This is a genomic window from Nocardia tenerifensis NBRC 101015, from assembly GCF_000308715.1.
GTDB classification, from domain to species: Bacteria; Actinomycetota; Actinomycetes; order Mycobacteriales; family Mycobacteriaceae; genus Nocardia; species Nocardia tenerifensis.
In genome coordinates, this window is the sequence record NZ_BAGH01000351.1 from 1 (window position 1) to 25,751 (window position 25,751).

Sequence of the window (25,751 nt, forward strand, 5' to 3'; positions counted from 1 at the left end):
GTCGGTGCGCCGAATGCCCAATGGGTCGAACAGCTTTCGCTGGGCGTAGGCCTGGAAGTCGGCGCCGACCGACCGCTGCACGACGTAGACGAGCAGATCCACCGCCCGCTGACTGTATTTCCACTCCACGCCCTGCGGCTTCTCGATGGGCATCGCCAAGGCCTGCGCCACCACGTTGGGGTCGAGCTGCGCCAAGCCGGTGACGCCCTCCGAGGCGACCGCCACCTGCACGCCCGAGGTCTCGGTGAGCAGGCTGCGGACGGTGATCGCGCGATGCGCCGCGTCGCCGAGGCCGGCGGGGAGGTAGGCGTCGATGGGGTCGTCGAGCCGCAGGCGCCCCTCATCGATGGCGATGCCCGCGACCAGCGAGACCACGCTCTTCGTGCTGCTCCACAGGTTCCACGGCAGGCCGCCGGTCTGGTCGTTTCTCGGTCCGGTGGCGATCAGGCAGTTGTTGCGGAACACCTGGACGTTGCGGCGGGTGGGATCGGCGGCGAACCGCACCGCGTCGCGCAGCGCGGCCGAGTCGATCCCGACCTCCTCGGGCGTCGCCGTCTGCGGCTTGCGGCCGTCGGTGACCGCGCATCTGGTCAGCTCGGCAGGAGCGGCGTTCGCTGTGCCACAAGACATTTCGATGCCGAGCAACACGGCCATCGCCATGATCGCGGACAGCGCGGCACTTCTCGACCAACGAGGCATTCGACTTCCCCAATCCCCAACGGGTTCTGCCGGGGACATCGAGGAGGACGAGGGGCCGGTTACCGTTTCCCGCGCCCCCACTTGTCGGGGCCGACCCCACCACAAGCCTCATCTACTGCTCACCTACGTGAGTGACCTCACTTCATACGTTGCCGAGGAGCTGCTTACAGCCTCTATAGCGGGTGAGCTACAGCTTTCATCGTTCGAGTCAGCCCGCTCGTCCGCAAACAATAAGCAGCCTCTCAGCTTCGATATCTACTATTCGACTCAGTAGATGAGCTGGCCCGGATCACCGGAGCGCATCAGACCAGAGAGGCAACGAAGCCATGACGCGACGCGTTCTCCCCCTGCGATCGATCGGCAGCGCGAGCGGCCACCGCCGTTCCATCGCGGCGCTGGCACTGATAGTCGGCGCCTGCACCGCGGCGACGATGCTCACCGCCGCCGTCGCCCTCGCCGACCCAGGACCACACTCGAGCCAAGCATCCGGACGCACCGCATCGACGATCTCCGGCGACTCGACCGGCGCGCATCACATCGATCCGTTCGGCTACAACCACACCGACCCCAACCCGCTGCGGCAGAACGAGCATCGAAACGCCTTGCGCGAGTATCTGAATGGGCCGAAACCGGCCGACGACACGGACACCCGCGGCGACGGCGCGGCGACGTGGGCCGCGGTGCCGCGCACCGACGGCGACGGCTGGGTCGTCTGCCGTCCCAACGCCAGCTATTGCTGATCGGCCCGTTTCGAAAGAACTTGCGGCCATTGGCTTTACCGGTCAGCACCATCCAGCGGTGGCTGATCGATGACGAAAGAGAGAAGACGATGAACACGGCAACGCTGCCGAAACCCGCCCCTGTCCGCCGCGCGCCGCTCGCCCTCCTCGCGGTGGCCGCACTGGCCGCCGGCCTCGCGTTCGGTGCCGCGCCCGCCACCGCCGATGCGCGCACCAGTGGAGCGGGCGTCGGGGCCCGCTGTCTGTGGGCGGGCACGAGCCATCCGCAGGGCGCGACCGTCGTAGCGGGCGGGCAGAGTTTTCGCTGCGGCACCGAGCGCGGCATGGCGGCCTGGTCGCGCGGGGCCGCCGCGGGTGGGAAGAGCACCGTCCCCAATCCGGGGGCATATACCAATCCCGCAGGCCTGTTCAGCCCCGGCGCGCGGCAACCGGGAACCGACTACAACGACTACTGCGTCGGCAGCCAGCTCGTCGAGGGCAATGACGACGTCTACCAGGTGGTCGCGCATCGCGACGGCACGCTGCGCTGGCAGGCCGCCGCGCCGATCTCCCAGTGGCAGTTCGACTCCGACGCCGCCCGCCCCGGTCCGTCGTGGCGCTCGCCGAGCCTCTGCATCGACGGCAATCTGACCTGACCTCCGTCGCTCGTCAGCGGAACTGCCTGACGCAACCTGCTTCTCAGAGGAACCACCTGACCGCACTCAGCGAAACCACCCGACACAGGCCACTTCTCAGCCGAATCCAATGACCGCGCTCGGCAAAACCGCCCGAGGCAGGCCACTTCCCCGCGGAATCGCGTGACCGCGCTCGGCGAAACCGCTTGAGGCGAACCGCTGCTCAGCGCATCCGCGCGACGGCATCACCGATCGCCTCGTCGAGAATGTCCAGGCCGAGGGTCAGTTCGTCCTCGGTGGCGGTCAGCGGCGGGGCGATCCGGAAGACGCCGCCCATGCCGGGCAGCTGCACGATGTTCATGTGCAAGCCCAGCTCCAGGCAGCGACGGGTGACGAGCGCGCCGAGTTCGTCCGAGCCCCGCTTGGTCTCCCGGTCGACGACGAGCTCGAGCCCGGCGAGCAGGCCGCGACCACGAATGTCCCCGACGACGCTGTGCCGCTGAGCGATTCGCTCCAACCCGCGCCGCAGGAACCCGCCGAGGTCCGCCGCCCGCACGTCCAGGCGGTCGCGGACGAGCACGTCGAGCACGGTGTTGCCGACCGCGGCCACCAGCGGGTCGGCGACGTGGGTGGTGAAGAACAGGAACCCGCGATCGTGCGCCTCCTGCTCGATCTCGGCGCTGGTCAGCACGGCGGCGAGCGGCAGCCCGGCGCCGAGCGTCTTGGACAGCGTGAGGATGTCGGGCACGACGCCGTCGCGCTCGAAGGCGTACCAGTTCCCGGTGCGGCACAGGCCGGTCTGCGCCTCGTCGAGGATGAGCAGCATGCCCCGTTCGCGGCACTTCTCGCACAGCGCGGCGAAGTAGCCGGGCGGCGGTTCCAGCACCCCGCCCGAGCTGAGGATCGGCTCGACAATGCATGCGGCCAGGCTGCCGACCGACTGGGCGTCGATCAGGTCGAAGCCGAACTCCAGCTGCCTGCGCCAGTCGAGTTCGCCGGTGGCCGTGGTGAAGTCGGGGCGATAGGTGTGCGGTGCGGGCAGGGCGAAGTTGCCGGGCGCGGCCGGACCGTACCCCTTGCGGCCCGCGCTGTAGGTCGCGCTCGCCGCGGCCTGGGTCATGCCGTGCCACGACTTGGCGAACGAGACGATCTCGTGTTTGCCGGTGACCAGCTTGGCCATCCGGATCGCCGCCTCGTTCGACTCGGCGCCGGTGGTCAGCAGCAGCGCCTTGTCCAGCGGGTCGGGCAGCGTGCCCGCCAGCCTGCGGGCGAGGTCGACGACGGGGCGGCTGAGCATGCCACTGAAGAGGTGGTCGAGCTCGCCGACCTGGCGGCGGACGGTGGCGACGATGTCGGGGTGCGAGTGCCCGAGGATCGCGCTCATCTGGCCGGAGGTGAAATCCAGTATCTCCCGGCCGCTTTCGGTGTACAGGAAGCTGCCTGCGGCGCGCGCGATGATCTCGGGGGTGAAGGCGCCCGCGCCCGCGTAACGCACGAGGTGACGGTCGGTGTCGGCCCAGAAGTCGTCGGTGGACCGCGGCGTGACAGTGGGAGAAGCCATGGTTCGACGGTAAGACCGAGACGAGCGACGCGTCTATCTCACAATTCCGGCTGTGCTGTTCGGCTCGCCCGAACAAGAATCGAGGGATGCTGAATCCTTGGCGGCTGCGTCTGCTCAGCCAACTCGACTCCCTCGGCACCGTGCGGGCGGTCGCGCAGGCGGCCCAACTGAGCACGTCCAGCGTGTCCCAGCAGCTCGCGGTGCTGGAGGCGGAGACCCGCACGCAGCTGCTGGAACGCACCGGTCGCCGGGTCAGGCTCACCCCGGCCGGGTTGATCCTCGCCCGCCGGGCCAGGGCCGTCCTGGACCACATGGCCGACATCGAGGCCGAGCTGCGCGGTCTCGGGGACGAACCGTCGGGGCTGGTGCGGCTCGGCGCTTTTCAGAGCGCGATCCACTCGCTGTGCGTGCCCGCGGTGACGCGGCTCGCGCACAGTCACCCGCACCTCGACGTCACGCTGCACGAGCTGGAACCGCACGAGAGCATGCGCGCGCTACGCGCGGGCGACGCCGACATCATCATCAGCACAACCGATTTCGTCGAGCAGCCGCTCGGTCCGGACATCGACATCGTGCCCTTGGCCACCGACCCGATCGTGCTCGTGCTGCCGCCCGACCGCGCCGCCCGCGGGCCCGCCGACCTGTCCGCCTACGCCGACGAGCCGTGGGCCTTCGATACGCCGGGGTCCTATATGGCGAATCTGGCGACGCGACTCTGCCGCGAATCGGGGTTCGAGCCGCGCATAGTCTGCCGCTTCAGCAACTACATGATGGCGCTGCAGCACGTGGAGGCCGGGTTGTCGATCGCGCTGCTGCCCGGTCTCGCCATCGATCCGCGCTACCGCGTCGCGACCAGGGAGCTGGCGAGCCCGGTGACCAGGACGATCACCGCTGTCATCCGGCGCGGCGGCCCGCCGCGCGCCGCCGTCAGCGTGGTGCTGGACGCCCTGCGCAGGCACGGTGATCTACCGGGAGCGACCGCCCCCGTCGGCCGCTGAAAATGCTCGAAGAAATCCTCGTACCCTCATCTACGAACATTAAACATGCCCGACATGCGATCGATTCGATAGGTGAATTCACTCGCGCCTGAGGCACTTTCACGCAGGTCAAAGCGCCTTTTATATAAGCATCGAATATATAGTTATCGTTTCGTTATTGCTTACGCGTGTGTCGGAATTTCGTCCGGCCGCGATGTGCCGAAGGATGACAAATCGTTGGACTGACACATCACCGTGATGTTCTCGAATCTATTCGAAGACTTTGGTGAAGTCCGGTGCGCCGGCAGGTACGGCGTTGCATGGCCGAGCCGAGGCCTTCGACATGACGATCGGAGGACTTGATCATGGCATCGAAGACCGACGACGACGTCCGAACTACGCGCTCCCTGCGTCGAGCGTTCTGCTGGACCCTCGCCGTAGGCACGGCCTTCTCCGGCGCGCTGGTATTGTCCGCACCGCGCCAGAGCCCCGCTCCCACCTCCACCGATTTGACTTCCGCCGGAATGGAATTCACCCTCCCCGACATTCCGGGAGTCGACTATTCCGGCCTGACCGGTATTCCCGGCATCAAGCTGCCGCACCCGGTGCGCCCTCAGGTCGCACCGATGACGACCACCGGCGAGGTGGCCATCGAGGCGGCCCGCAGCAAACTCGGCGCCGACTACCGCGCCAACTCGGCGGGCCCAGACGCCTTCGATTGCTCGGGCCTCGTCCAGTGGTCCTACGAGCAGGCGGGCGTGTCTCTGCCGCGTACCAGCTACGAACAGCTCGGCACCGGAACTCCGGTATCGCAGGGGGAACTGCGCCCAGGCGACCTGGTGTCGTTCTACGGTGGAGGACACTCCGGGCTCTACGCCGGTGACGGCAACGTGATCCACGCGTCGACCTACGGCGAAGGCGTGACCACGTCGCCGATGTCGTCCATGCCGTTCGCCGGCGCCCGCCGATTCCAGGACTAGCGCCGGAGTTTCGCCGTCCCGCCCAGGCAGGCAGCCGCGAATCAGTCGCGTTCGGCCGTTTCGTCCGCCGTCGCAGCGGGATTGGCGATCCGGATCACTCCGGCATCCAGATCGAGGGCGAGGCGGGGGCTGTGCGCCTGACCGGCGCTGTCCTCGCTGCCCTCGTCGACCAGCTTCTTGCCCGGAAACAGTTCGCCCATGACGGCCATGAACTCCACGATAGACCCGGAGCCCACGCGAGGACGGCTGGTCAGGTGGCGGAGTCGCGCAAGACCGCCGCGAGCATCACGCAGGCCGCCATCGGCGGAAGCAGGAGCAGCAGGATCGGCGGGGCGCCGAGCACCGCCAGCGCGGCGACGGCGGTGAGGACGGTGAGGACCAGGCCGTGGGCGTGCTGAATTGCCATCTGACTCCTTTCCGCGCCTGCGTAGAAGGGGCGGGCCCGGTTACCGACCCGGGCCCGCCCGAAGGAAGAGATACGTGACATTCATTCATCCGCGGCGGCGGTACCGCACCACCCCGGTGCGCGCTGAGGGTGCTTGCTCAACTGGTCGCACTGTGCTCTCGAACGCGCGGGATACTCGGTAGTGACGGCGGCACCACCGCGGAGTTCCTGCTCATTGTCGCGATACGGGCATCACCTCGCTTTCTCCTGTCGCACTTGATATTCGGCCGCACCGGCGGGGCCGCCCGCAGTGCGGCGGCCCTCGCCGGGTGGCTCGACCGGTCCCGCCGATCGATCGCGCGAGCACGGCCGTCAGGCGTTGATCGCCTGCCGCTGCTCGCCGCGCTCGATCTCGATCTTGCGGGGCTTGGCCTTCTCCGCGACCGGAATGCTCAGCCGGAGCACGCCGTCGGTGTAATCGGCTCGAATGTGGTCGGTGTCCAGGCTCTCGCCCAGGAACAGCTGACGGCTGAACACGCCGCGCGAGCGTTCCGCGGCGAGCATCGACCGGTTGGCGTCCAGCTCGGGGCGGGTAGCCCGGATGGTCAGCACATTGCGTTCGATATCGAGATCCAGCGATTTGGGGTCGATGCCCGGCAGGTCGAGCTCCACCCGGAACTCGTCACCCTCGCGCCAGGCGTCCATCGGCATCACCGCAGGGCGGGCCGCCGTGCCGAACACCTGGTGCGTGAAACGGTCCAGATCGCGGAACGGATCGGTACGCATCAGCATGGTCGCCACCTCCAACTCACTCCATTCTCTATCGTAGGTCCCAGATAACCTATGCCATCTGGCATAGATTTGTTTTAGCACTTGACGCAGGCGAGTGCAAGTACCCGAGCCAGAAAATCTCCGCGAGTCGCGGCGGTGGGCCGTGGGCAGAGCGCTTCTCGCGCCAGAGTCAGCCGCGGTACTTGGCGAGGAAGCGCCGCAGGATCTCCTTGGGCGCGATGATGGACTCCCGGTGACCGAGCGCGGTGAGACTGTCCGCCTCTTCGGGGTCGAAATAGCCTGCGTGGCGGTAGATCTCGATGCGCAGCGCGAGCCCGTCGCCGTCGAGTTCGGGGTGGAACTGGGTGGCGTACACGTTCTGACCGACGCGGATCATCTGCACCGGGCAGGTGGCCGAGGTACCCAGCAGCACGGCGTTCGGTGGTACCTCCTGGCACGCCTCCTTGTGCCCGCCGAACGCCCTGAAGGCACGCGGGATCCCGTCGAACAGCGGGTCTTCGCCTGCGCGGTCGGTCAATTCGATGGTCTGCGCGCCCGGCGGCTCGCTGTATCGCTTGTCGCTCACCGTCCCGCCGAGCACGTCCGCGAGGATGCTCAGCCCGTAACAGGCGCCCAGGTACGGGAAGTCGCGGCTGACGATCTCGGCGAGCAGCTTCTTCAACGCCGGCTCGAACCGCTGCTGGTAGTCGTACTTCTCGGACTCCGCGTTGCCGACATTGCTCGGCCCGCCGCCGACGATCACCGCGCAGTAATCGTCCAGCACCACGTCGGGCAGTCCCTGCTGGTCCATCTGCACCCGCACCATGTCGGCGGGCGCGAGCTCGCCCGCGCGCAGCACGGCGCGGTATTCGTCGTCCGCGGCGGGATGCTCGGGCCGTAACTGGAGCAGAAGGCAGGGCTTCGGCATGCACCGATTGTGCAAGATGGGCTCCGATCGGCAGGGCGTTGCGTGATAAATGGCGTGTTCGATAGTCCGTACCCACTCTCGCCGTCGGTAATTCGTGACGGCAGTCCATCGATCGACGGACATCGAGATGTCATCTGTTCGAATGACGGTCGGACAGCCGATACCCCTCGCCTCGCGCGGCTGCCAAGCTCGTCGGCGTACGACGGATACTTTCGGGAGTCGACAGTGGACATACTCAAGGGCATCGGCAAGGCGCTCGGCTTCGTGATCGACGCATTCGTCGTCATCGTCTACCACGTGTTCCTATTCGGCATCGGCGCCGTGGGCGTGTTCCTCGCGCCGTCCGGGATCGGGTTCGTGGTGATCGCCGTCGCCGTCGGGCTCGCGATCCTCTATTGGACGACCGGGTGGATGATCTTCCTGGGCTGACACAATTTTCGAGCTGAGCACAGCTCTTCGAGACGAACGAGGCCGAGCACCGAGGGGTTGGATCGGCTTTCAGCAACGGCAGCCGCGGACATCGGACCGCGGCTGCCGTTCTTCGCGTCACAGTCACCGGCTCGGGTACGCGTCCGAAGCCGTTGTAGGGCATGATCTCAGGGTCAAGACGCGACGGATACCGGGATAGGTCCGCCCAAAGGATGACACGGGACGCGACCGCGGGCCGATGCCGTCGGCGGGCGGGCCGCGCAGAATCGCTGGGGCGGTTGGCGATCACAAGCATTCCGTTGGGAAATTCCTAGCCGCGAGCGGTGTGATGCACAGGCGCGGGTAGCGGGGTTCCCGCGCAGACCGACGTGAGATCTCGACCCGTGAATGGAGAAGACTGTGCCCGCGACGTTTCCCCCCTCTCGCACCGTGGTGACCCCCGAAGCGGGGGACTACCGCGACCGCGAGTGGACCGTCGCCGAAACCGCCAACGGCGCGTGCCTGATCACCGACGAGCGCGTCGCCGCCGTCGAGCTCACCGGCGCCATGGCCGCCGACGTGCGCCGCTATCTGCGCGCGAACAACCTCTCCGGCCCGATCCTCGAGTTCCCCGGCGCCGAGCGTCGCGAGATCCACCTGGTGGTCGGTATCGCCAAGGCGGCCAGAGCGATCGAGGCGCTGCGCGGCGCGGGCGTGACCGTGCACTCCGACGGCGCGAGCATCCCGCTGCCGCCGACCCGCCTGTCCGCCGGCTCCCCCGAGTGGGCCGTCTCCCCCACCGAGGCCCGCTGGATACCGCCGCTGGTGGCCCTGGCCGCCGCGGTCCACGCCACCAACCCGAGCCGCCACCGCCTCCTCGCCGAGCTGGCCTGCTGATACCGAGTCACCGGGTGGCACAACGATTTCAGCCGTCCCGCGTGACCGCCTCGATGCGGGCGACGACCGCGTCGAGCGCCAGCTCCATGGCGTAATCGAACTCGGCCTCGCTGTCGAATCGCGCCAGGTACGGCGCCGCCTCGACGACGGCGGGCAGTCCTGACCGCTCCAGGGTCGCTCGGCGGGCGGCGATGCCGGGCAGGTCGCCGGTTCCGTAGGTGGGCCCGGCGTTCACCTCCCGCAGCAGCGTGCCGACGAGGGTCGCCAGCACCGTGCGCAAGAGATGGACCGCCTCCTCCGGCGAGCACCCCGCGCTTCGCAGCACCTCGAGCACCGCCTGAACCGGGGCCAAACCCTCCGCCGATCCCAGTTGCCGCGTGAGCACCAGGGCCGCGGCCGCGGGATGCCGAAGGGCGCGCCGACGGAACGCGTCCGCGATGGCGCGCAGGTCTACGCGTAGATCGCCGGTGCGCGAAGGCAATTCGAGGGAGCCGAGGAGATGCTCGGCCACCGCGTCGAGCAGGCCGTCCTTGCCGTCGACGTGGTTGTACAGGCTTTTCGGATCGACGCCGAGTTGCCGCGCGACCGCTCGCACGCCCACCGCGCCGACACAGTCGCTGCCGATGACCTTCAGGGTCGCTTCGATGATTCCGGCGCGGGTGAGCTGGCCGGCGCCCTTGGGCGGTCGTCCGCGGCGGGCCGCGGGGGTGCGGTCGGTCATGCGGCCATCCTGCCGCACTCCATTGTTTTAATCCACATCGTGGGTATATGCTGGCGGGCACTTTAAACCCACGCTGTGGATATTGCCGTCCACCATGCGTTTTCGCGGCGGGAGCCAGCCTGATGCCGAGTCGATTCACGATGCCACCCGAGGACGTCCTGCGCGCACGGGAGAAGTTGGTCCTCGACCACTTCCACGACGAGGTGCGCCAGGACTGGGACGCCACGCTGTCGACCTTCCCGCACCCGCATTACGAGCTGATCGCGCCGATGATCGTGCACGACGGCGACGACGAGGTGCGCGACTACTACCGCGACACCCGCCGGGCCTTTCCCGACCAGGACCACGAGATCATCGCGCTGCGCCACAGCCACGACGCGGTGATCGTGGAGTTCTGGCTGCTGGGAACGCATTTGGGCCCGCTGGGCAAGATCCCGCCGACGGGCTCGGCCCATCGGACCAGGATGACGGCGTACTTCGTGTTCGACGAGCACGAGAACCTGACGGTCGAGCGGATCTACTTCGACCAGCTCACCATTCTGAAGCAACTGCTGGGCGGGCTGGACAAACGCGACCCGCGCGACTTGGTCACGCTCGCGCGAGCGGTCGCCGGCGCCGTCGCCACCGCGGGCGCGCCGCCGGATCCGCGCCTGCTCACCACCACGCCCCCGAGCCTCGGCGAGTGACGGCCATGCGCGTTCATCACCTCAACTGCGGCACGATGCGGCCGCTGACCGTCCCCGAGGGACTGGTGTGCCACGTCCTGCTCGTGGAGACCGACACCGGACTCGCGCTGGTGGACAGCGGGCTCGGTCTGCGCGACGCCGCCGATCCGGCGGGCCGGTTCGGGCCGAGCCGGTTCTTCGTCCGTCCCCGGTTCGACGAGCACGAGTCCGCCATCCGGCAGATCGAGCGCCTCGGGTTCGACCCGCGCGAGGTGCGCGATATCGTCCTCACTCATCTCGACGCCGACCACAGCGGCGGGCTCGCCGACTTCCCGTGGGCCAGAGTGCATCTCTGCGCGAGCGAGGCGGAGATAGCGCTGCAGCCGCGGAGTTTCGTCGAGAAAGGCCGGTACCTGGCGTCGCAACGCGCGCACGACCCGACATTCGTGCTGCACACACCCGGTTCCGGCGAGCCGTGGCGTGGCTTCGCCGCCACCGAAGAACTCACCGAGATCGCGCCGGGCCTCGTCATGATCGGGCTCCCCGGACACACCCGCGGCCACGTCGCCGTCGCCGTCGACACGGGCGAACGGTGGATCCTGCACGCCGGCGACGCGTTCTATCACCGCGGCCAGATCGACGGCTCCGGCCGGGCGCCTCGGGCGCTGACCGCCATGGAGCGTCTCGTCGCCCACGACACCGCCGCGGTCCGGGCGAATCACGAACGCCTGAGCGAGCTCTGGGCCCAGCCCGCGCCCGATCTGGTCCTCGTGAACGCGCACGATCCCGTGCTGCTGCGCCGCGCCCGAGAGCTCGACACCGCGAAGCGGGCGCTATAGGAATGCCCTATAGGGGCTACTGATTATTCGTCTTTGCCTCTCGTCCTTTTCCGGACATACCGTGAAACAGTTCGACGAGGTGCGCACCGAAGTTATTCGAATTCCCCGTGCGCACCTCTCATTTCGTCGCGCAATCCACGGAATCGAAGGACGGGTGGCATGACCACAATCGAGACGGGAACACTCGCGGGCAAGCGCGCCCTTGTCACGGGCGGCACGCGCGGAATCGGCGCGGCTATCGTGCGCCAATTCTTGGACGCGGGCGCCGAGGTCATCACGACCGCCAGAGCGGAGACGAGCACGGTCCCGGCGGGGGCGACTTTCGTAGCGGCAGACGTACGGACGGCGGCCGGCGCGGAGACGCTCGCCGCGGCCGTGCGGGACGTGCTCGGCGGGGTGGATGTCCTGGTCCACAATGCGGGCGGGGCGGAGCCGTACCAGGGTGCGCTGGCCATCCCCGGCGACGTGTGGCAAGACGCGCTGGACCTGAATTACCTTGCGGCCGTGCGGTTGGACGCACTGCTGGCGCCGGGCATGCGGGAACGCCGCTCGGGGGCGATCGTGCACGTGTCCTCGGCCGCGGTCCCCGCCGTGGCGCCGCCGTTTCTGCACTACACGGCGGCGAAGGCGGCGTTGGAGAACTACAGCCGAGGGCTGGCCGCGGAACTGGCGCCGTTCGGAGTGCGCGTCAACACGGTGTCGCCCGGCCGGACCGCCACTCCCGGTGGCGAGGCGACGCGGGAACAGTGGGCGCGCCTGAGTGAGGGTCCGGGACAAGACAATTCGCGTCCGCCTCTCGGGCGCGACGGCCGGCCCGACGACATCGCCGACGCGGTGATGTTCTTCGTGTCCGAGCGGGCCAGTTGGCTGACCGGAAGCAATCTGTTCGTCGACGGCGGCGAATTCCCCCGGGGCTGAATCCGTTCACCGACATTCGAGAGAGAATTGGCATGGGTAAATACAGCGGTAAAAATGCGGTGATCACGGGCGGCGGCAGCGGAATGGGATTCGCGACGGCGAAGCTGCTCGTGGACGAGGGAGCCCGGGTGGTGATCACCGGTCGTTCACAGGCCACGCTCGACGGTGCGCGAGAACGGCTCGGAGCGAACGTGATCGCCGTGCGCGGCGATGTGAGCGCGCTGTCCGATGTGGCCGCGTTGGCGGAGCGGGTGCGCAGTGAACTGGGCACGATCGATGCGCTGTTCGTCAACGCCGGACTCGCCGCGCTCACTCCCCTGGCCACGACGACTGAGGAGCTCTACGACGAGCTTTTCGCGACCAACGTCAAGGGCGCGTTCTTCACCGTGCAGAAGCTGGCGCCGCTGTTGCGCGAGGGTGCGGGCATCGTCCTCACCACCTCGAACGCGAACGTGACCGGGCTGCCGGAGACCAGCGTCTACGCGGCGAGCAAGGCGGCGCTGCGCTCGATGGCGCGCAGTCTCTCCGGCGAGCTGCTGCCGCGCGGAATCCGGGTCAACGCGGTGAGTCCCGGGCCCATCGACACGGGAATCCTGGAGCTCACGATGACCGAGGCGGCCGCGGCGGAGTTCAAGGCGCAGCGAGTGGCGGACAATCCGATGCGGCGGTTCGGCACGCCCGACGAGATCGCCAGGGCCGCCGTGTTTCTCGCCTTCGAGGCCACCTACTCCGCCGGTGCGGAGTTCGTGGTGGACGGAGGGGCCACGCAGCTGTGAGTCAGCTGTGCTCGAGCCGTCGGCCGTGCCAGGTTTCCTGACGCAGGAGGTCGAGCAGGGCCGTCTCCACCGGGCCCGGCGCCGGGCGGAGCACGGCGACGACGGGCTGGGTCACGACCGGGGACAGCGGACGCGCGAGGTGCTCGTAGTCCTGGGGCACCGCGGCGGACGGGACGAGCGTCACCCCCAGGCCGCCGGCGGCCCAGCGCGCGGCCGTCGCGGTCTGGGACACGCGGGCGGCGGTGGTCGGGGTGAGATCGTTGTCGCGCAGCGCGGTTCGCAGCACGCCGTCGAGGGCGCTGTCGGCGTCGAACCGCACCCACGGCTCCCCCGCCAGGTCGCGCAGGTCGATTCGGTCCGCGGCGAGCAGTCGGTGTTCCGCACCGAGCACGACGACGAACTCCTCGTCGCCGAGCCTGTGCGCGCTCGCGGGAGTTCGGGTGCACTCGGCCATGAAGGCCAGGTCCAGCACGCCGCGGCGGCACAGCCGTTCCAGCTCGGCGGCGCTCGGCTCCTCGAGGATGGTGACCTCGAGTCGGGCAAAGCGCCTGCGCAGCTCGCCGAGGGCGCGCGGCAGCTGTCGCGCGCCGAATCCCAGCTGCACCGCGACGACCAACTCACCGACCAGCTCGTCCGCGCCGGCCCGCGCGGTCGCGCGCGCCCGCCGTGCCGCGTTCACCGCCACCTCGGCCTCCCGCAGGAACGCGCGGCCTACCGCGGTCGGCACCAATCCGGTCGGCGTCCGGGTGAACAGGCTGACGCCCAGTTCCCGCTCCAGCCCGCGAATCTGCTGGGACACCGAGGGTTGAGCGACCCGCAGCAATTCCGCGGCCGCCGTCACCGAGCCCTCCTCCGCGACGGCCAGGGCGTACTCGTACTGACGAAGGCTCATCGACTCCTCTTTCCGGACCGGCATCGACAACTACAACGCGGTAGCCTGCGGATTTGCTCCTCGATCTCGATCGGTGCCCGCGGATCGGCGGTTCTCCGCGTTCGGCGCTATCAATCTTGTTCCGGTGCAACACTGTTCAGTGTCGTGATCGATCCGTGCAGGTGAATCTCTGGAGCGAAACCATGAGCGAACAGATGTTGCCGGTGAGCGATTTCGGGCGAGAGGCGTACGGGATCTCCGGCGCGCCGCGACAAGCGATGATCAACTACGGCCGGGTGCTGATGGCCATCGCCGGGGCCGACGGCGAGGTCAGCAAGCCGGAGTACGACTGGCTCGTCGCCCACCAGCGGAAATTCGGCGCGACCGAGGACATCCTCGCCGAATACGAGGACTTCGACTACCGCTCGGCCGACCTGGGCGAGTTGCTCGCCGAGATCAAGGTCGATGTCGAGACCTGGTCGTCCGGACCGCATTTGATTTATCACGCCATCCAGATGTGCGGCGCCGACGGAGTGTACGCCGACGCCGAACGAGCCAAGGTCGCACAGGCCGCCAAAGACCTGGCCGTGCCCTCCGATGTCGTATTGACCTTGGAGGCGCTCATCGCGATGGAAAAGGCCGTCTACAACATGCGCGCCGCCATCTTCCACATCCACACCCTCGACTGAGTTCGGGGGCCGTAGGCAGCCCGGCAATTCGTCGGGCTGCCCTGCCGCGCCCGAATTTCGGCATGCGCGGTACTCGAATCGGGCAGGCACCTCGCAGGGCATCATCGCCGTAGTACTATCCAGCGCCGGCTGTCGAGCGCCGAAGCGCACCGCCGGATCGTGGCAACCGATGATCATCCCAATCGCTGTCGAGGAGCTAGGTTTACATGAGATACCCGGTTCTGCCGCTCTGCGCCGTCGGCCTTTTCGCCGGCGTATTTTTCGCGTCCGCTGCCACTGCGGCACCTCAGGAAGACGAGGTGACTCAGTATCGATGCCAGGAGGCCGACAAGGAAGGGCGGACCGACAAAGTCACGAAGAAAGTCGAGTTCGAGACGTGTCGGCTGCAATCCGAGGGAACTATCGGCGGCGTCAGCGTTATCGTGCCGGCGGCGAGCAAGTCGCGAGAAAAGGTTTGGGTATGTGCCGAAGAGCAGATTTCAGCCAATAAGGAATCGGGTGAAGTAGAGCGGATCACAGGCAAGAAGTGCAAGGTCGTCACCGAACGAGCGGCGACCGGGGTAACCGTCCATCCACCCACCCGCCGCAGGTAGAGGTACGCCATATGGGACATCACTCGAGACGCGTCTGTTCAGTCGCCGCCGCTGTCGCATTGCTGTGCACGGGATCGGTCACCCTCGCCATCGCCCATGCGCAGAAACCTGACCGCGCCACGGCGTCGATAGACGACTGCCCAGACCCCGAAGACTTCGCCGCTTCGATGCTGCGCGCCCACAACCGGTTCCGCGCACTGCACGGTTCGCCGCCATTGAAGCTCGACGAAGAGATAAGCGCCGACGCACAAGAGTGGGCCGACCATCTGGCCGAGACCGGCGAATTCAAGCACTCAGGAGCATCCGGCTACGGCGAGAACATCTCACAGGACACCGCAAGAAGGAGTTTTCCGACCGCAGAGGACATCACCGTACAGTGGTACGCGGAGGAAGCCCGATACAATTATGACGGCCTCGGATCCGACGCACCGAATTTCACTCAGCTGGTCTGGGCCTCCACCAAGAGACTGGGCGTCGGAGTCGCCTGCGGCATCAACCCCGAAAATGGCTTCCCCACAATGTATACCGTCGCCGACTACGATCCCGCCGGCAACATTCTAGGGCAGTACCGCGATAACGTACGGCCACCCAATTGACCGGTTGACTATCGCGACATCACCTCCGCGTTCGAGCGTCGGCCGGCGGGAACAGTGCCCGGGGTCGCGGGCAAGTTTCGCGCCGGCCATGGTGGCTGCGCGTTGGGGGACTGCGGAAATCGGGAGGCGAAGGGGGCGAAGGCTAGTGCTCGCACCGGACGCTGGGCCGCAGTCGGCGCGGGGTTCCAGGCCTGGCCGAGGCTGAACAGGCGCGGGCCGATTCGGTAGCGGCCGGCTCGGCGCTGGACGGCGCCGACGGCGACCAGTTGCTGGAGCAGTCGGTGCACTGTCGGCTTGGGTAGGCCGCTGGCGGCGGCCAGTCGGCTCGGTCCGGATTCGTCCACCCGGGCCAGCACGTCCAGCAGCAGGAATGCGCCTTCGAGTACGCCCCGTCCCGCTGGGCGGTCGGGTTCGCGGTCGTGATTCATCGATGATTTCCCTCCCTGTGCGGGGAGCCGACAGCCGCACTCCCCGGTCTGGTGTCCGATACCGCCGCCTCCTCGCAGGTGATGAGCGCTCCCCACGCTCGTCACGGAACCGGCGGACCCGGTCACCAATCGACCTCATTTTACGGGGATTTCGGCGCGGGAGAGTCTCGTTAGGGGGTCGGATGCCCGGCACACGGGTGACCCCAGTTCAGCCGACCGTCCAGGGCCGCAGTTTCGAAGGATTCCGGATCACCCAGATGCGGGTGATCCGGCCGTCCTCGATGTCGAAGGCGTAGACCGAGATGATTTCGCCGTCGAGCCGCGCCACCAGCCCGGGCTGGCCGTTGACCACGCGCTCCTCCAGATCTATCGGAGCGGTGCGGGCGGCGATCTCCATCCAGGCGCGGGCGATCTGCTCGCCGCCGGTGATCGGCTCGAGGAAGGCCAATACCTGTCCGCCGCCGTCGGCGGTCGCGGTCGCCTGCGGATCCAGCAGGCCGACCAGCGCCTCGAGATCGCCTGCCTCCCAAGCCTTCTTGAAGCCGCGGACGACCTCGGCGCGTTCGGTGCTCGACGGGCGCGGGGAGGTGTCGATACGGCGGCGGGCGCTGGAGGCGAGCTGGCGGCAGGCCGCGGGGGAACGACCGAGGACCTCGGCGACCTCGGCGAAGGAGTAGCGGAACACGTCGTGCAGGACGAAGGCCACCCGCTCGGCGGGTGTCATGGAGTCCAGCACGACGAGAAAGGCCATGCTGATCGACTCGTCGAGGGTGACCCGGTCGGCGGGGTCGGCCGGGGCGGGGCCGCCGAGGGATTCGGAGTGGCCGGGCACGGGCTCCGGAATCCATTCGCCCACATACTGTTCCCGCCTGGCCCGCGCGGAGCCGAGCAGATCGAGGCAGATCCGGCTGGCGACCGTCGTCAACCACGCGCCGGGCGCGGCGACCTCCTGCCGCTGCCGCTCGGACATCGCGTACCAGCGCGCGTAGGCCTCCTGCACCACGTCCTCGGCCTCGGCCAGGGAGCCGAGCAGCCGGTAGGCGAGGTTGAGCAGCTGCCGGCGTTCGCCGAGCACGGCGGGCTGTCGCGGGTCGTTCATGATCGGCTCCTTCGGTCTGTGTCTCTCACCGAATCGACGGATCAGCGACCGGATTTGTGAGGCGGCCTGACATTCCCGGCGGCTGCTCCGTCGGAAAGGTCGTGACACTTTCAGCAAACCAGGAGCTCGAACAATGACCAGAATCGGCATCATCCTCGGCAGCACCCGGCCCAACCGCAACGGACCCCAGATCGGCCAGTGGGTGCTGGACACGGCGGCGAAACGCGGCGACGCCGAGTTCGAACTGATCGACCTGCGCGACCATCCGCTCCCCCATCTGGACGAGCCCGCGCCGCCGATGTTCGGCCCTTCGGTCCACGCCCACACCCGCGCCTGGGCCGAGCGAATCGCCCCGTTCGACGGCTTCGTGATGGTGACCCCCGAGTACAACGGCGGCGTCCCCGGCGTGTTGAAGAACGCCATCGACCACCTGTGCGGCGAGTGGACCGACAAGGCGGTCGGCTTCGTCTCCTACGGCGTGAACGGCGGCGCCCGCGCGGTAGTACAGCTGCGAACGGTCTGCGGCACGTTGGGCATGGCCGACGTGGGCTACCAGGTCTCGATCTCGCTGCTCACCGATTTCGAGAATCACACCACCTTCACCCCGCGCGAGCATCACGAGACCGCCCTGCACAAGACGCTGGATCAGCTCCTCGCGTGGAGCACCGCCCTCGAGCCGCTGCGCCGGCCCGTCACCCCGCAGATCGATGAGGAAGGAACCCATCATGTCGACGAACGACTTTCGGTCACCCACTGAGGCCGAGCTGCGCCAGCACATCGGCCAGCTGATCGACGGCCTGCGCGCCAAGGACCTCGAGGCCGTGCGGCGCCTCTACACCGCGGACGTCGTGTCCTTCGATGTCGAGCCGCCGCTGCAACACGTCGGGATCGCGGCGAAACTCGAGAACTGGGCGAAGGTGTTCCAGTTCTTCGAGACCGTGCGCTATGAGCTGCGCGACCTGACGTTCACCGTGGGCGAGGACGTGGCGTTCGGTCACGCCTTCGCTCGGCTCAGCGGCACGCTGCGAAACGGCGCGGCGACGAACGGTATGTGGGTCCGGGCGACCTTCGGCCTGCGGAAGATCGACGGCGCGTGGCTGATCTCACACGACCAGGTCTCGGTGCCGTTCGACGTCCAGAGCGGCACGAGCGCGGTCGATCTCGAGCCCTGACGGGCCACCGAAGAGCCCTCGCTCGATCGGCGCGAGCCCGCCGATCCGCGCCCCTGGGCCAGTCGGAAACCAGCGGCGCAGGGAAATTTTTACAAGACCGGGCGAGGGCGACCGGCCGATAGTGAGGGCCCATTCTTCAGGAGGGCCGCACATGTCCGACGACGATCTACTCGACTTCCAGCACGACGTCTTCACCCATGAAGGCAAGACCCGCAAGATCTTCCGGAAAGGCTCCGGACCCGCCGTGATCGTCATGGCGGAGTTCCCGGGCATCTCGCCGGAGGTCTTCGACTTCGCGCGCCGCGTCGCGAATATCGGGTGCACGGCGGTGGTTCCGCACCTCTACGGGAACCCCGGCCGCGACCCGGACCCGGCCGCGCACGGCGCTCTCGCCGCCGCTACGAACATCCTCAGTCAGGCCGGGCCGATCTGCATCAGCCGGGAATTCGTGGTGTTCGCGACCGGCCGGACCTCGCCGGTCGTGCAGTGGCTGCGCGCGCTGGCCGAGCACGAGCACAACCGTTGCGGCGGACCGGGTGTCGGCGCGGTGGGCATGTGCTTCACCGGCGGGTTCGCCTTGGCGATGGCGGTCGACGACCGGTTGGTCGCGCCGGTGCTGTCGCAGCCGGGTCTGCCGCTCGGGCTCACGGCCAAGCAGCGGTGCACCATCGACCTCTCACCCGACGACCTGAACCGCGTCAAACAGCGCTGCGCCGAAGGGCTTTCGGTGATGGGGCTGCGCTTCCGCGGCGACAAGCGGTCTCCCGCCGAGCGATTCACCTTTCTGCGTGAGCAGCTCGGGGACGCGTTCCTCGCGATCGAGCTCAACGACGAGGACGCGAACCCCGAGGGCGTGCTGAGCGCGCACTCGGTGCTGACCGAGCACCTCATCGACGAGCCGGGCCAGCCGACCCAGGCCGCACTGCATCGGGTGCTGAACTTCCTCGGCGAGCGGCTCGAAGTGACGTCACCGACCACTCGGTGAACTTCGCAGTGCCGCAAGCGAATCGAAAGGACGACAATGACAACCGCCGTCTGGATAGCCGGGATCGGCATGACGCCGTTCGGCAGGCATTCCGGCAAGAGCGTCGGTGAGCTGACCCGCTGGGCCGTCACCGACGCGTTGCGCGACTGCGGCGCCGACCTCGGCGCGCTGGACGCCGCGTTCTTCGGCACCGCCACGCAGGGCGCCCTCGAGGGCCAGCACATGATCTCGGGGCAGATCGCGCTGCGCGCCATGGGGATTCAGCGGATACCGGTGGTGAACGTCGAGAACGCCTGTGCCACGGGCGCTTCGGCGTTCGCGCTCGCGGTGAACCAGGTCCGGGCCAGCGCCGCCGACGTCGCACTCGCGGTCGGGGTGGAGCGGATGAACGTCGGGGATCCCGAGCGGACCATGTCGGTGTTCGACAGTGCCTATGACGTGTCCGATCCCGAGGCGCTCACGCGGTCGCTGCTCAACCTGGGTGGCGAGGTCGACGAGCCCGGTCTCGGGCGTCGCTCCATCTTCATGGACATCTACGCCGCGGTCGCGCGGAATCACATGCGGCTCTATGGGACTACCCAGGAGCAGATCGCGGCCGTCGCGGCCAAGAACCACGACCACGCGTCCACCAATCCCCGTGCGCACTACCGGAAGTCGATGACGGTGGCGGAAGTGCTGGCGGCGCGGCGTTTGTCGTATCCGCTCACCGTGCCGATGTGCGCGCCGATCACCGACGGGGCCGCCGCGGTCGTGGTGTGTAGCGAGGCGGGGCTGCGCCGGATCGGCGCGGCGAAGCAGGTGCAGGTCCTGGCCACCGTTATCGGCACGGGAAGCGACCGCGACACAAGCACTTTCGACGAACATCTGACCCGTGCGGTATCCGGGCGGGCCTACGAACAGGCGGGGATCGGTCCGGACGACGTCGATGTGGCCGAGGTCCACGACGCCACCGCCTTCGCCGAGATCATGCAGACCGAGATGCTGGGGCTCGTCCCGCTCGGCGAGGGCGGACCGGCGGCCTTGCGCGGCGAAACCACCTGCGGCGGGCGGATTCCGGTGAACCCCTCCGGCGGGCTCGAGTCCAAGGGGCATCCGATCGGAGCCAGCGGACTCGGCCAGATCTTCGAACTCACCGAGCAATTGCGCGGCACCGCGGGCCCGCGACAGATAGCGCACGCGCGAATCGCGCTGGCGGAGAATGGCGGCGGCTTCCACCGTGGCGAGGAAGCCGTCGCGGCCGTGACCGTACTGGGAAAGGTGTAAGAGATGGCCGTCATCGACTTCTTCGATCGCGGTCGCGCGATCAACCCCACCGGGGTGGCCTACCGGACCGACGACGAGACCTGGACCTTCGACGAGGCCGGGGCGATGTCCTGCCGGATCGCGCACGCGCTGCTCAGCGCGGGAGTCCGGCGGGAGTCGAAGATCGCCGTCCTCTCCCCGAACGCCCCGCTGGCCTGGATCTGCGTGCTCGGGGCTTGGCGCGCCGGAGCGGCCTGGGTCCCGCTGAATCCGGCGAACCCGGTGCACGAGAACGTCCGGCTGCTAGCGCGTTTCGAGGTGGAGGTGCTGTTCTACCACCCCGACCTCGCCGCTCAGGTCGCCGAGATGAAGTCCGCGGCGACGGGGGTTCGCCACTACGTGGCGTTGGCGGCGGGCGCCGACGACATCGCCCTGCGGCGCTGGACCGTCGACCGGCCGGACACGCCGCCGCCCGTGCGGTTCGCCATGGACGACGTGGTCGCCGTCGCGCCGACCGGCGGCACGACCGGCGAGCCCAAGGGGGTGACGCACACCCATCGCAACCTCTCGGTGATGGTCGCCCACCAGCTGTTGGCGTTCGAATACCCTTCCAGCGCAACGGCCGTCAACCTCGCGGCCGCGCCCATGACGCATACGGCCGGACTGTTCAGCTTGCAGGCCACCGTCCGCGGCGGCGAGGTCGTCATCGTGCCGGGCGCGACTCCCGACCTGGTTCTCGGCGCCATCGAACGACACCGCGTCACGGAGCTGTTCCTCCCGCCGACAGTGGTCTATCGCTTGCTCGAGGTGCTGGAGCACCGCGCCGTGGACACCTCGTCGCTGCGCTACCTGGCCTACGGTGCGGCGCCGATGTCGGTCGAGAAACTCCGCGCCGGCCTCGAGCGGCTCGGGCCGGTGTTCGTGGGCGGTTACGGCCAGATGGAGGCGCCCGCCGCCATCTCGTTCCTGCGCGCCGACGAGCATGTGATCGACGGTGCGCCCGCGCCCGACGATCGGCTGAGCTCCTGTGGACGCCCCAGCCCGTTGATCACGGTCTCGATCCGCGATGAGGGCGGCGTCGAGGTCGCGACGGGTGTCACGGGCGAGATCTGTGTGCGCGGCGACCTGCTGATGAAGGGCTACTACCGGGATCCCGAGCTCACGGCGCGGACCATCGTCGACGGGTGGCTGCACACCGGCGACCTCGGCCACCTCGACGCGCAGGGCTATCTGCACATCACCGACCGGAAGAAGGACATGATCATCTCGGGCGGCTTCAACGTCTACCCCAGCGAGGTCGAGCAGGTGCTCTGGAGTCATCCCGCCGTGCAGGACTGTGCTGTGGTCGGCGCTCCTCACCCGGATTGGGGTGAGGCGGTGACAGCCGTTGTCGAACTCAACGCGGGGCAGCATGTCGAGGAGGCTGAGCTGATCGCGCGGTGCCGCGAGCGACTCGGCCCGGTGCGCACGCCGAAAAAGGTCGTGTTCGTGGATCGGCTGCCGCGCAGCAACAACGGCAAGGTTCTGAAACAGCAAGTAAGGCAGGAGTTCTGGGCGGGTCAGGACGCGAAGATATGAGAGAAACCATGCGGGAACTGGCGGACAAGGTCGCGCTGGTCGTCGGCGCGGGCTGCGTCGGGGACGGGATGGGCAACGGCCGCGCCACGGCACTGACCTTCGCCCGCGCGGGCGCCGTCGTGGTCTGCGCCGACATCAATATCGCGTCGGCGCGCGAGACCGTCCGGTTGATCAGGGACGAGGGCGGCCTCGCCGACGCGGTGGCGCTCGACGTCACCCTCGAATCCGAGGTCCGTTCCGTGGTCGACGCCGTCATCGACACATACGGGCGGATCGACGTGCTCGACAACAATGTCGGCATCGCGAGCGTGGGCGGGGTCACCGAGCTCGACGAGGCCGAATGGGATCGGGTTTTCGCGGTCAACCTCAAGGGGACGTTCTTCACGATGAAGCATGTCATCCCCCGGATGGTGGAACAGGGTGGCGGCGCCATCGTCAACATCTCCTCGGTCGCCGGAATCCGTTGGAGCGGAGTGCCTTACGCGAGCTACTCTGCCAGCAAGGCGGGGCTGAATCATTTGACCCGGACGACGGCGCGGGAGTGGGCCCGGCATCAGGTGCGAGTGAACGCGGTGCTGCCCGGCCTGATGAAAACGCCCATGGTGACCACGAACGGTCTCGGCGACGCCTACGACAGCTCCAGCGTCGAGGCCATGTGGGCGAAACGGGACGCCCAGGTGCCGATGGGCCGCATGGGCACGGCGTGGGACGTGGCGCAGGCTGCGCTGTTCCTCGCCGGCGATCGGTCGAAGTACATCACCGGGATAGAGCTGGTCGTCGACGGCGGCGTCGCGCTCGGCCCCGCGCAGTGAGGACAGTGAACGTGACCGTCGAATCCATCGAGCGCCGTATCGACTTCCGACTCCACCCGAAGGATCTCGTCAATATCGGGATCTTCGGTGCGCTCTACATCGTGACGATCGGCATATTCAATCTGCTCGAATTCATCAATCCGCTGGTGACGCTGGTAGGGAGCGCGGCGAGCATCGTGGCGGCGGGCGTGCCGTTCATGCTGTTCCTCACCCGGGTGCGGCGGGCAGGCATGGTCACCGTATTCGCCGTCATCGTCGGCGGTTTCATGGCGCTCATCGGCAGCCCGGCGATCTGTCTCGTCATCGCGGTGGCGGCGGCGTTGGTCGCCGAGGTGCTGCTGTGGGTGGGGCGATATCGTTCGCGGCGGTTGAGCGTGCTCGCCTATGCCGTGTTCAGTGTGTGGTTCGCCGGGTTGTTCCTGCCGATGTTCTATGCGCGCGAAGAGTTTCTGTCGAGTCCCTACATGGACGGCATGGGCGCGGACTACATCGAGCAGTTGGACAGCCTCTTGTCTCCGGCCGTGCTGCTCGCCTTCGATCTGTCGTTGGCCGTGTTCGGCCTGATCGGCGGCGCGTTGGGAGTTCGGCTGCTGGACAAGCACTTTCGCAAAGCCGGGCTGGCGTGACCGACACTGTCTCGCGACCGGGCCCAGCCGCATCGGAGGCCATCCGCGCCGAACCGCACGGATCCGTCGCGCGATGGACGCTGGATCCGCGAACCACGCTGGCGCTGCTGCTGGGCGCGAACGTCGTCATCATGGCGCCCGGCGGGATGCGGTTCGTTCCGGCGACGCTGATCGTCGGCGTGCTGCTGGCGCTTTCGGAGCGCGCCTGGCGTCGGGCGGTCGAATTGCCGGTAGCCGCAACGACATTGGCTGCGGCGGCCTATCTCCTGCCGTCGGCGGCGGCGTGGCCGGTATTCGGCCTCATCGCCGTCATGGCAGGGTACGCGCTACGCCTCGTGGCGGTGGGCGGCATTGCGGCGTACCTGATTCAGACCGTCCCGCCGACGCGCTTCACCGCCGCGTTGCGGGCGGCGCTGCTGCCGTCGGCGCTCACCGTGCCCGCCGCGGTGATGCTGCGGTTCGTGCCGACCGTCGTCGCCGAGGCGCGGGCGGTGCGGGATGCCATGCGGCTGCGCGGTCTCGGCGGCTGGGCGACGATGCTGCGGCACCCGGTGCGCAGTGTCGAGTACTTCACGGTTCCGCTCATGGCTTCGAGTCTGCGTGCGGCCGAGGACCTTTCGGCCGCCGCATTGCTGCGGGGGCTGGGCTCGCAGGCGCGACCCACGTCGATGCGGCCGCCGCGCTTCGGTTTTCGCGACGTGGTGGCGGGTCTCGTGGTTGCGGCGCTCGGCATCGTGACACTGCGGTGGAGGCCCGCGAGATGATTCGGCTCGAGGACGTTCGCTGGGTGTACGAGGGTGGTGACACCGCCGTCCTCGACGGGTTGAACCTGCGTATCGAGCGTGGGGAGACCGTGGTGCTGTGCGGGCGAAGCGGGTCGGGCAAGAGTTCGGTCCTGCGGCTGATGAACGGGCTCATCCCGCACTTTCACGCCGGGGCCCTGCACGGGCGGGTGCGCGTCGGCGGGGCGCCGATCACCGATCTCGCGCAGGTCGGCCGGGTGACCGGCAGTGTGCTGCAACATCCGCGCCGCCAGTTCTTCACCGATGCGGTCGACACCGAATTGGCGTTCGCGCTGGAGAATTTCGGGGTGCCACCGCAGATTATCCGTGCGCGCGTCGATGCGGTGATCGCCGAGTTCGGGCTCGGCGAGCTCACCGGACGGCTGCGGGAGTTGTCGGGCGGGCAGCAGCAGCGGGTGGCGTGTGCCGGGGCCGTCGCTCATGAACCGCCGCTGGTGCTGTTGGACGAGCCCACCTCCAATCTGTCGGCCTCCGCCGTCGCCGAACTCGGTGCGGTACTCCGTCACCTCAGGGAGCAGGGTGCGACCCTTGTCATCGCCGAACATCGCCTGCATTACTTGCGCGACCTCGCCGATCGAATCGTGATGGTCGGCGATGGGCGGGTCGAACAGGACTGGGACAGAAGAGATTTCGCAGCTTTGACGGAGGATACGTTGCGTGGGCTGGGGTTGCGCAGCCTCGACGAACCCGAATGTGGCAAGATCGCTGCGGCTTTCGCGCATGGGCTCAGCGTCGTACCGTCGGGGAGCGAGGAGGATGCCGTCGCGACGACGGGTGTCGAACTGCGAGATATCCGTTGCGGTTTTCGGGGCCGCCCGATTCTGGATATCGCGGAGGCGCAACTGCCCGCCGGTGTCATTACCGCTGTTACCGGACCCAATGGTGTCGGCAAGAGCACCCTGGCCCGAATCCTCGCCGGGCTGCAACGGCACGCGGGAGAGGTGTTCCTCGATGGTCGACCGCTGTCGCGTTCGCGGCGCCAGCGTGAGTCCGCGATCGTGATGCAGGATGTGCAGCGGCAGTTGTTCACCGACAGCGTCACTGCCGAACTGCGCCTCGGAACGATGGCTGATCGTGCCGAAATCGCCGATGTACTAACGGGTTTCGACTTGGATGGCCTCGGCGAACGCCACCCGCTGTCGTTGTCCGGCGGCCAGCAGCAACGCCTCGCCGTCGCCGTGGCCGGGCTGAGCGGCCGTCGTATCGTCATCTTCGATGAGCCGAGTTCGGGAGTCGACCGCCGCCACCTGCGGAGGGTGACGCGGGCCATGCGCGATGTCGCCGCGGGTGGGGCGGTCGTGGTTCTCATCAGTCATGACACCGAGTTGCTCACTCGCGCGGCGGATCAGGAACTGCGGCTGCGGCCGATCGGCTGAGG

Annotated in this window: 32 protein-coding genes; 22 read left to right on the plus strand and 10 right to left on the minus strand. The window is 68.1% G+C overall.

Going from position 1 to position 25,751, the window contains the following annotated elements; translation table 11 throughout:
- Positions 1 to 699, minus strand: a 699-nt coding sequence (locus tag ON39_RS27495; RefSeq protein WP_040738843.1) for a serine hydrolase domain-containing protein, incomplete at its 3' end; no start/stop codon positions are given.
- 326 nt (positions 700 to 1,025) lie between these two features.
- Here ON39_RS27495 and ON39_RS27500 point away from each other — a divergent pair.
- Together ON39_RS27500 and ON39_RS27505 are read left to right on the plus strand one after the other, a co-directional pair.
- Entirely contained in the window at positions 1,026 to 1,439 is a 414-nt protein-coding gene (locus ON39_RS27500; RefSeq protein WP_040738769.1) for a hypothetical protein, read from the plus strand.
- A gap of 89 nt (positions 1,440 to 1,528) precedes the next feature.
- Positions 1,529 to 2,074 (plus strand): hypothetical protein, encoded by a 546-nt coding sequence (locus ON39_RS27505; protein WP_146251034.1) that lies wholly within the window; start codon positions 1,529 to 1,531, stop codon positions 2,072 to 2,074.
- A 202-nt stretch (positions 2,075 to 2,276) separates the two neighbouring features.
- Here the strand turns inward: ON39_RS27505 and ON39_RS27510 are convergent, their stop codons facing one another.
- A complete protein-coding gene (locus tag ON39_RS27510) occupies positions 2,277 to 3,614 on the minus strand; it encodes an aspartate aminotransferase family protein (protein ID WP_040738771.1) in 1,338 nt (445 codons plus the stop codon).
- A gap of 86 nt (positions 3,615 to 3,700) precedes the next feature.
- Here ON39_RS27510 and ON39_RS27515 point away from each other — a divergent pair, with 86 nt between their 5' ends.
- Both ON39_RS27515 and ON39_RS27520 read left to right on the plus strand, forming a co-directional pair.
- Positions 3,701 to 4,612, plus strand: a complete 912-nt coding sequence (locus tag ON39_RS27515; protein ID WP_040738772.1) for a LysR family transcriptional regulator — start codon at positions 3,701 to 3,703, stop codon at positions 4,610 to 4,612.
- A gap of 344 nt (positions 4,613 to 4,956) precedes the next feature.
- Positions 4,957 to 5,571 (plus strand): C40 family peptidase, encoded by a 615-nt coding sequence (locus ON39_RS27520; protein WP_083894726.1) that lies wholly within the window; start codon positions 4,957 to 4,959, stop codon positions 5,569 to 5,571.
- Positions 5,572 to 5,612: 41 nt separating this feature from the next.
- Here the strand turns inward: ON39_RS27520 and ON39_RS49050 are convergent, their stop codons facing one another.
- From ON39_RS49050 to ON39_RS27530, 4 genes are all read right to left on the minus strand, one after another.
- On the minus strand, positions 5,613 to 5,780 hold the full coding sequence (locus tag ON39_RS49050) for a hypothetical protein (RefSeq protein WP_157195520.1): 168 nt from the start codon (positions 5,778 to 5,780) through the stop codon (positions 5,613 to 5,615).
- A gap of 41 nt (positions 5,781 to 5,821) precedes the next feature.
- Entirely contained in the window at positions 5,822 to 5,977 is a 156-nt protein-coding gene (locus ON39_RS49055) for a hypothetical protein (RefSeq protein ID WP_157195521.1), read from the minus strand.
- A gap of 351 nt (positions 5,978 to 6,328) precedes the next feature.
- Positions 6,329 to 6,748 carry an Hsp20/alpha crystallin family protein gene (locus ON39_RS27525; protein ID WP_040738846.1) on the minus strand — a complete coding sequence of 140 codons (420 nt, stop codon included), beginning with the start codon at positions 6,746 to 6,748 and terminating at the stop codon, positions 6,329 to 6,331.
- Between the two features lie 169 nt (positions 6,749 to 6,917).
- Positions 6,918 to 7,655: a glutamine amidotransferase gene (locus ON39_RS27530; RefSeq protein ID WP_040738773.1), complete on the minus strand. Its 738-nt coding sequence runs from the start codon at positions 7,653 to 7,655 to the stop codon at positions 6,918 to 6,920.
- Between the two features lie 225 nt (positions 7,656 to 7,880).
- Here ON39_RS27530 and ON39_RS27535 point away from each other — a divergent pair, with 225 nt between their 5' ends.
- Together ON39_RS27535 and ON39_RS27540 are read left to right on the plus strand one after the other, a co-directional pair.
- A complete protein-coding gene (locus ON39_RS27535) occupies positions 7,881 to 8,084 on the plus strand; it encodes a hypothetical protein (RefSeq protein WP_040738774.1) in 204 nt (67 codons plus the stop codon).
- Between the two features lie 387 nt (positions 8,085 to 8,471).
- Complete coding sequence (locus tag ON39_RS27540; protein WP_040738775.1) at positions 8,472 to 8,960, plus strand: hypothetical protein; 489 nt, start codon at positions 8,472 to 8,474, stop codon at positions 8,958 to 8,960.
- 28 nt (positions 8,961 to 8,988) lie between these two features.
- Here ON39_RS27540 and ON39_RS27545 read toward each other — a convergent pair whose 3' ends face one another.
- Complete coding sequence (locus ON39_RS27545) at positions 8,989 to 9,681, minus strand: TetR/AcrR family transcriptional regulator (protein WP_040738848.1); 693 nt, start codon at positions 9,679 to 9,681, stop codon at positions 8,989 to 8,991.
- A 122-nt stretch (positions 9,682 to 9,803) separates the two neighbouring features.
- On the opposite strand from ON39_RS27545, the gene ON39_RS27550 reads away from it, so the two are divergent.
- From ON39_RS27550 to ON39_RS27565, 4 genes are all read left to right on the plus strand, one after another.
- Positions 9,804 to 10,367 (plus strand): ester cyclase, encoded by a 564-nt coding sequence (locus tag ON39_RS27550; protein WP_040738776.1) that lies wholly within the window; start codon positions 9,804 to 9,806, stop codon positions 10,365 to 10,367.
- A gap of 5 nt (positions 10,368 to 10,372) precedes the next feature.
- Positions 10,373 to 11,185, plus strand: coding sequence for an MBL fold metallo-hydrolase (locus ON39_RS27555; protein WP_040738851.1), 813 nt, complete (start codon positions 10,373 to 10,375; stop codon positions 11,183 to 11,185).
- Positions 11,186 to 11,344: 159 nt separating this feature from the next.
- Positions 11,345 to 12,103 carry an oxidoreductase gene (locus ON39_RS27560; protein ID WP_040738777.1) on the plus strand — a complete coding sequence of 253 codons (759 nt, stop codon included), beginning with the start codon at positions 11,345 to 11,347 and terminating at the stop codon, positions 12,101 to 12,103.
- Positions 12,104 to 12,135: 32 nt separating this feature from the next.
- On the plus strand, positions 12,136 to 12,879 hold the full coding sequence (locus tag ON39_RS27565) for an SDR family oxidoreductase (RefSeq protein WP_040738778.1): 744 nt from the start codon (positions 12,136 to 12,138) through the stop codon (positions 12,877 to 12,879).
- A 1-nt stretch (position 12,880) separates the two neighbouring features.
- Here the strand turns inward: ON39_RS27565 and ON39_RS27570 are convergent, their stop codons facing one another.
- Positions 12,881 to 13,771, minus strand: coding sequence for a LysR family transcriptional regulator (locus tag ON39_RS27570; RefSeq protein ID WP_040738852.1), 891 nt, complete (start codon positions 13,769 to 13,771; stop codon positions 12,881 to 12,883).
- Positions 13,772 to 13,953: 182 nt separating this feature from the next.
- Here ON39_RS27570 and ON39_RS27575 point away from each other — a divergent pair, with 182 nt between their 5' ends.
- The 3 genes from ON39_RS27575 (at position 13,954) to ON39_RS27585 (ending at position 15,628) form a co-directional block, all read left to right on the plus strand.
- Positions 13,954 to 14,439, plus strand: a complete 486-nt coding sequence (locus tag ON39_RS27575; RefSeq protein WP_040738854.1) for a tellurite resistance TerB family protein — start codon at positions 13,954 to 13,956, stop codon at positions 14,437 to 14,439.
- A gap of 206 nt (positions 14,440 to 14,645) precedes the next feature.
- Positions 14,646 to 15,032 carry a hypothetical protein gene (locus ON39_RS27580; RefSeq protein WP_040738779.1) on the plus strand — a complete coding sequence of 129 codons (387 nt, stop codon included), beginning with the start codon at positions 14,646 to 14,648 and terminating at the stop codon, positions 15,030 to 15,032.
- Positions 15,033 to 15,043: 11 nt separating this feature from the next.
- Positions 15,044 to 15,628, plus strand: a complete 585-nt coding sequence (locus ON39_RS27585) for a CAP family protein (RefSeq protein ID WP_083894720.1) — start codon at positions 15,044 to 15,046, stop codon at positions 15,626 to 15,628.
- An 8-nt stretch (positions 15,629 to 15,636) separates the two neighbouring features.
- On the opposite strand, the gene ON39_RS27590 is transcribed toward ON39_RS27585, so the two are convergent.
- On the minus strand, positions 15,637 to 16,056 hold the full coding sequence (locus ON39_RS27590) for a helix-turn-helix domain-containing protein (protein WP_051187191.1): 420 nt from the start codon (positions 16,054 to 16,056) through the stop codon (positions 15,637 to 15,639).
- Positions 16,057 to 16,264: 208 nt separating this feature from the next.
- Positions 16,265 to 17,155 (minus strand): RNA polymerase sigma factor SigJ, encoded by an 891-nt coding sequence (gene sigJ / locus ON39_RS27595; protein ID WP_040738781.1) that lies wholly within the window; start codon positions 17,153 to 17,155, stop codon positions 16,265 to 16,267.
- 133 nt (positions 17,156 to 17,288) lie between these two features.
- Here sigJ and ON39_RS27600 point away from each other — a divergent pair, with 133 nt between their 5' ends.
- The 9 genes from ON39_RS27600 to ON39_RS27640 all read left to right on the plus strand — a co-directional run bounded on the left by ON39_RS27600 (position 17,289) and on the right by ON39_RS27640 (position 25,749).
- Positions 17,289 to 17,912, plus strand: a complete 624-nt coding sequence (locus ON39_RS27600) for an NADPH-dependent FMN reductase (protein WP_051187193.1) — start codon at positions 17,289 to 17,291, stop codon at positions 17,910 to 17,912.
- On the plus strand, positions 17,881 to 18,327 hold the full coding sequence (locus ON39_RS27605; RefSeq protein WP_040738782.1) for a YybH family protein: 447 nt from the start codon (positions 17,881 to 17,883) through the stop codon (positions 18,325 to 18,327). Before ON39_RS27600 ends, ON39_RS27605 begins: the two co-directional genes overlap by 32 nt.
- Positions 18,328 to 18,478: 151 nt before the next feature.
- Complete coding sequence (locus tag ON39_RS27610; RefSeq protein WP_040738783.1) at positions 18,479 to 19,312, plus strand: dienelactone hydrolase family protein; 834 nt, start codon at positions 18,479 to 18,481, stop codon at positions 19,310 to 19,312.
- 36 nt (positions 19,313 to 19,348) lie between these two features.
- Positions 19,349 to 20,575 carry a thiolase family protein gene (locus ON39_RS27615; RefSeq protein ID WP_040738784.1) on the plus strand — a complete coding sequence of 409 codons (1,227 nt, stop codon included), beginning with the start codon at positions 19,349 to 19,351 and terminating at the stop codon, positions 20,573 to 20,575.
- A gap of 3 nt (positions 20,576 to 20,578) precedes the next feature.
- Positions 20,579 to 22,132 carry a class I adenylate-forming enzyme family protein gene (locus ON39_RS27620; protein ID WP_040738786.1) on the plus strand — a complete coding sequence of 518 codons (1,554 nt, stop codon included), beginning with the start codon at positions 20,579 to 20,581 and terminating at the stop codon, positions 22,130 to 22,132.
- Complete coding sequence (locus tag ON39_RS27625) at positions 22,129 to 22,944, plus strand: SDR family NAD(P)-dependent oxidoreductase (RefSeq protein WP_246002771.1); 816 nt, start codon at positions 22,129 to 22,131, stop codon at positions 22,942 to 22,944. The genes ON39_RS27620 and ON39_RS27625 overlap by 4 nt, the downstream gene beginning before the upstream one ends.
- Before the next feature lie 11 nt (positions 22,945 to 22,955).
- Positions 22,956 to 23,570, plus strand: coding sequence for an MptD family putative ECF transporter S component (locus ON39_RS27630; protein WP_246002770.1), 615 nt, complete (start codon positions 22,956 to 22,958; stop codon positions 23,568 to 23,570).
- Complete coding sequence (locus tag ON39_RS27635; RefSeq protein ID WP_083894721.1) at positions 23,567 to 24,334, plus strand: energy-coupling factor transporter transmembrane component T; 768 nt, start codon at positions 23,567 to 23,569, stop codon at positions 24,332 to 24,334. The genes ON39_RS27630 and ON39_RS27635 overlap by 4 nt, the downstream gene beginning before the upstream one ends.
- The gene (locus tag ON39_RS27640) at positions 24,331 to 25,749 is read left to right on the plus strand and encodes an ABC transporter ATP-binding protein (protein ID WP_040738860.1); all 1,419 of its coding nucleotides are present in this window, start codon (positions 24,331 to 24,333) and stop codon (positions 25,747 to 25,749) included. The genes ON39_RS27635 and ON39_RS27640 overlap by 4 nt, the downstream gene beginning before the upstream one ends.
- Positions 25,750 to 25,751 lie beyond the last annotated feature (2 nt).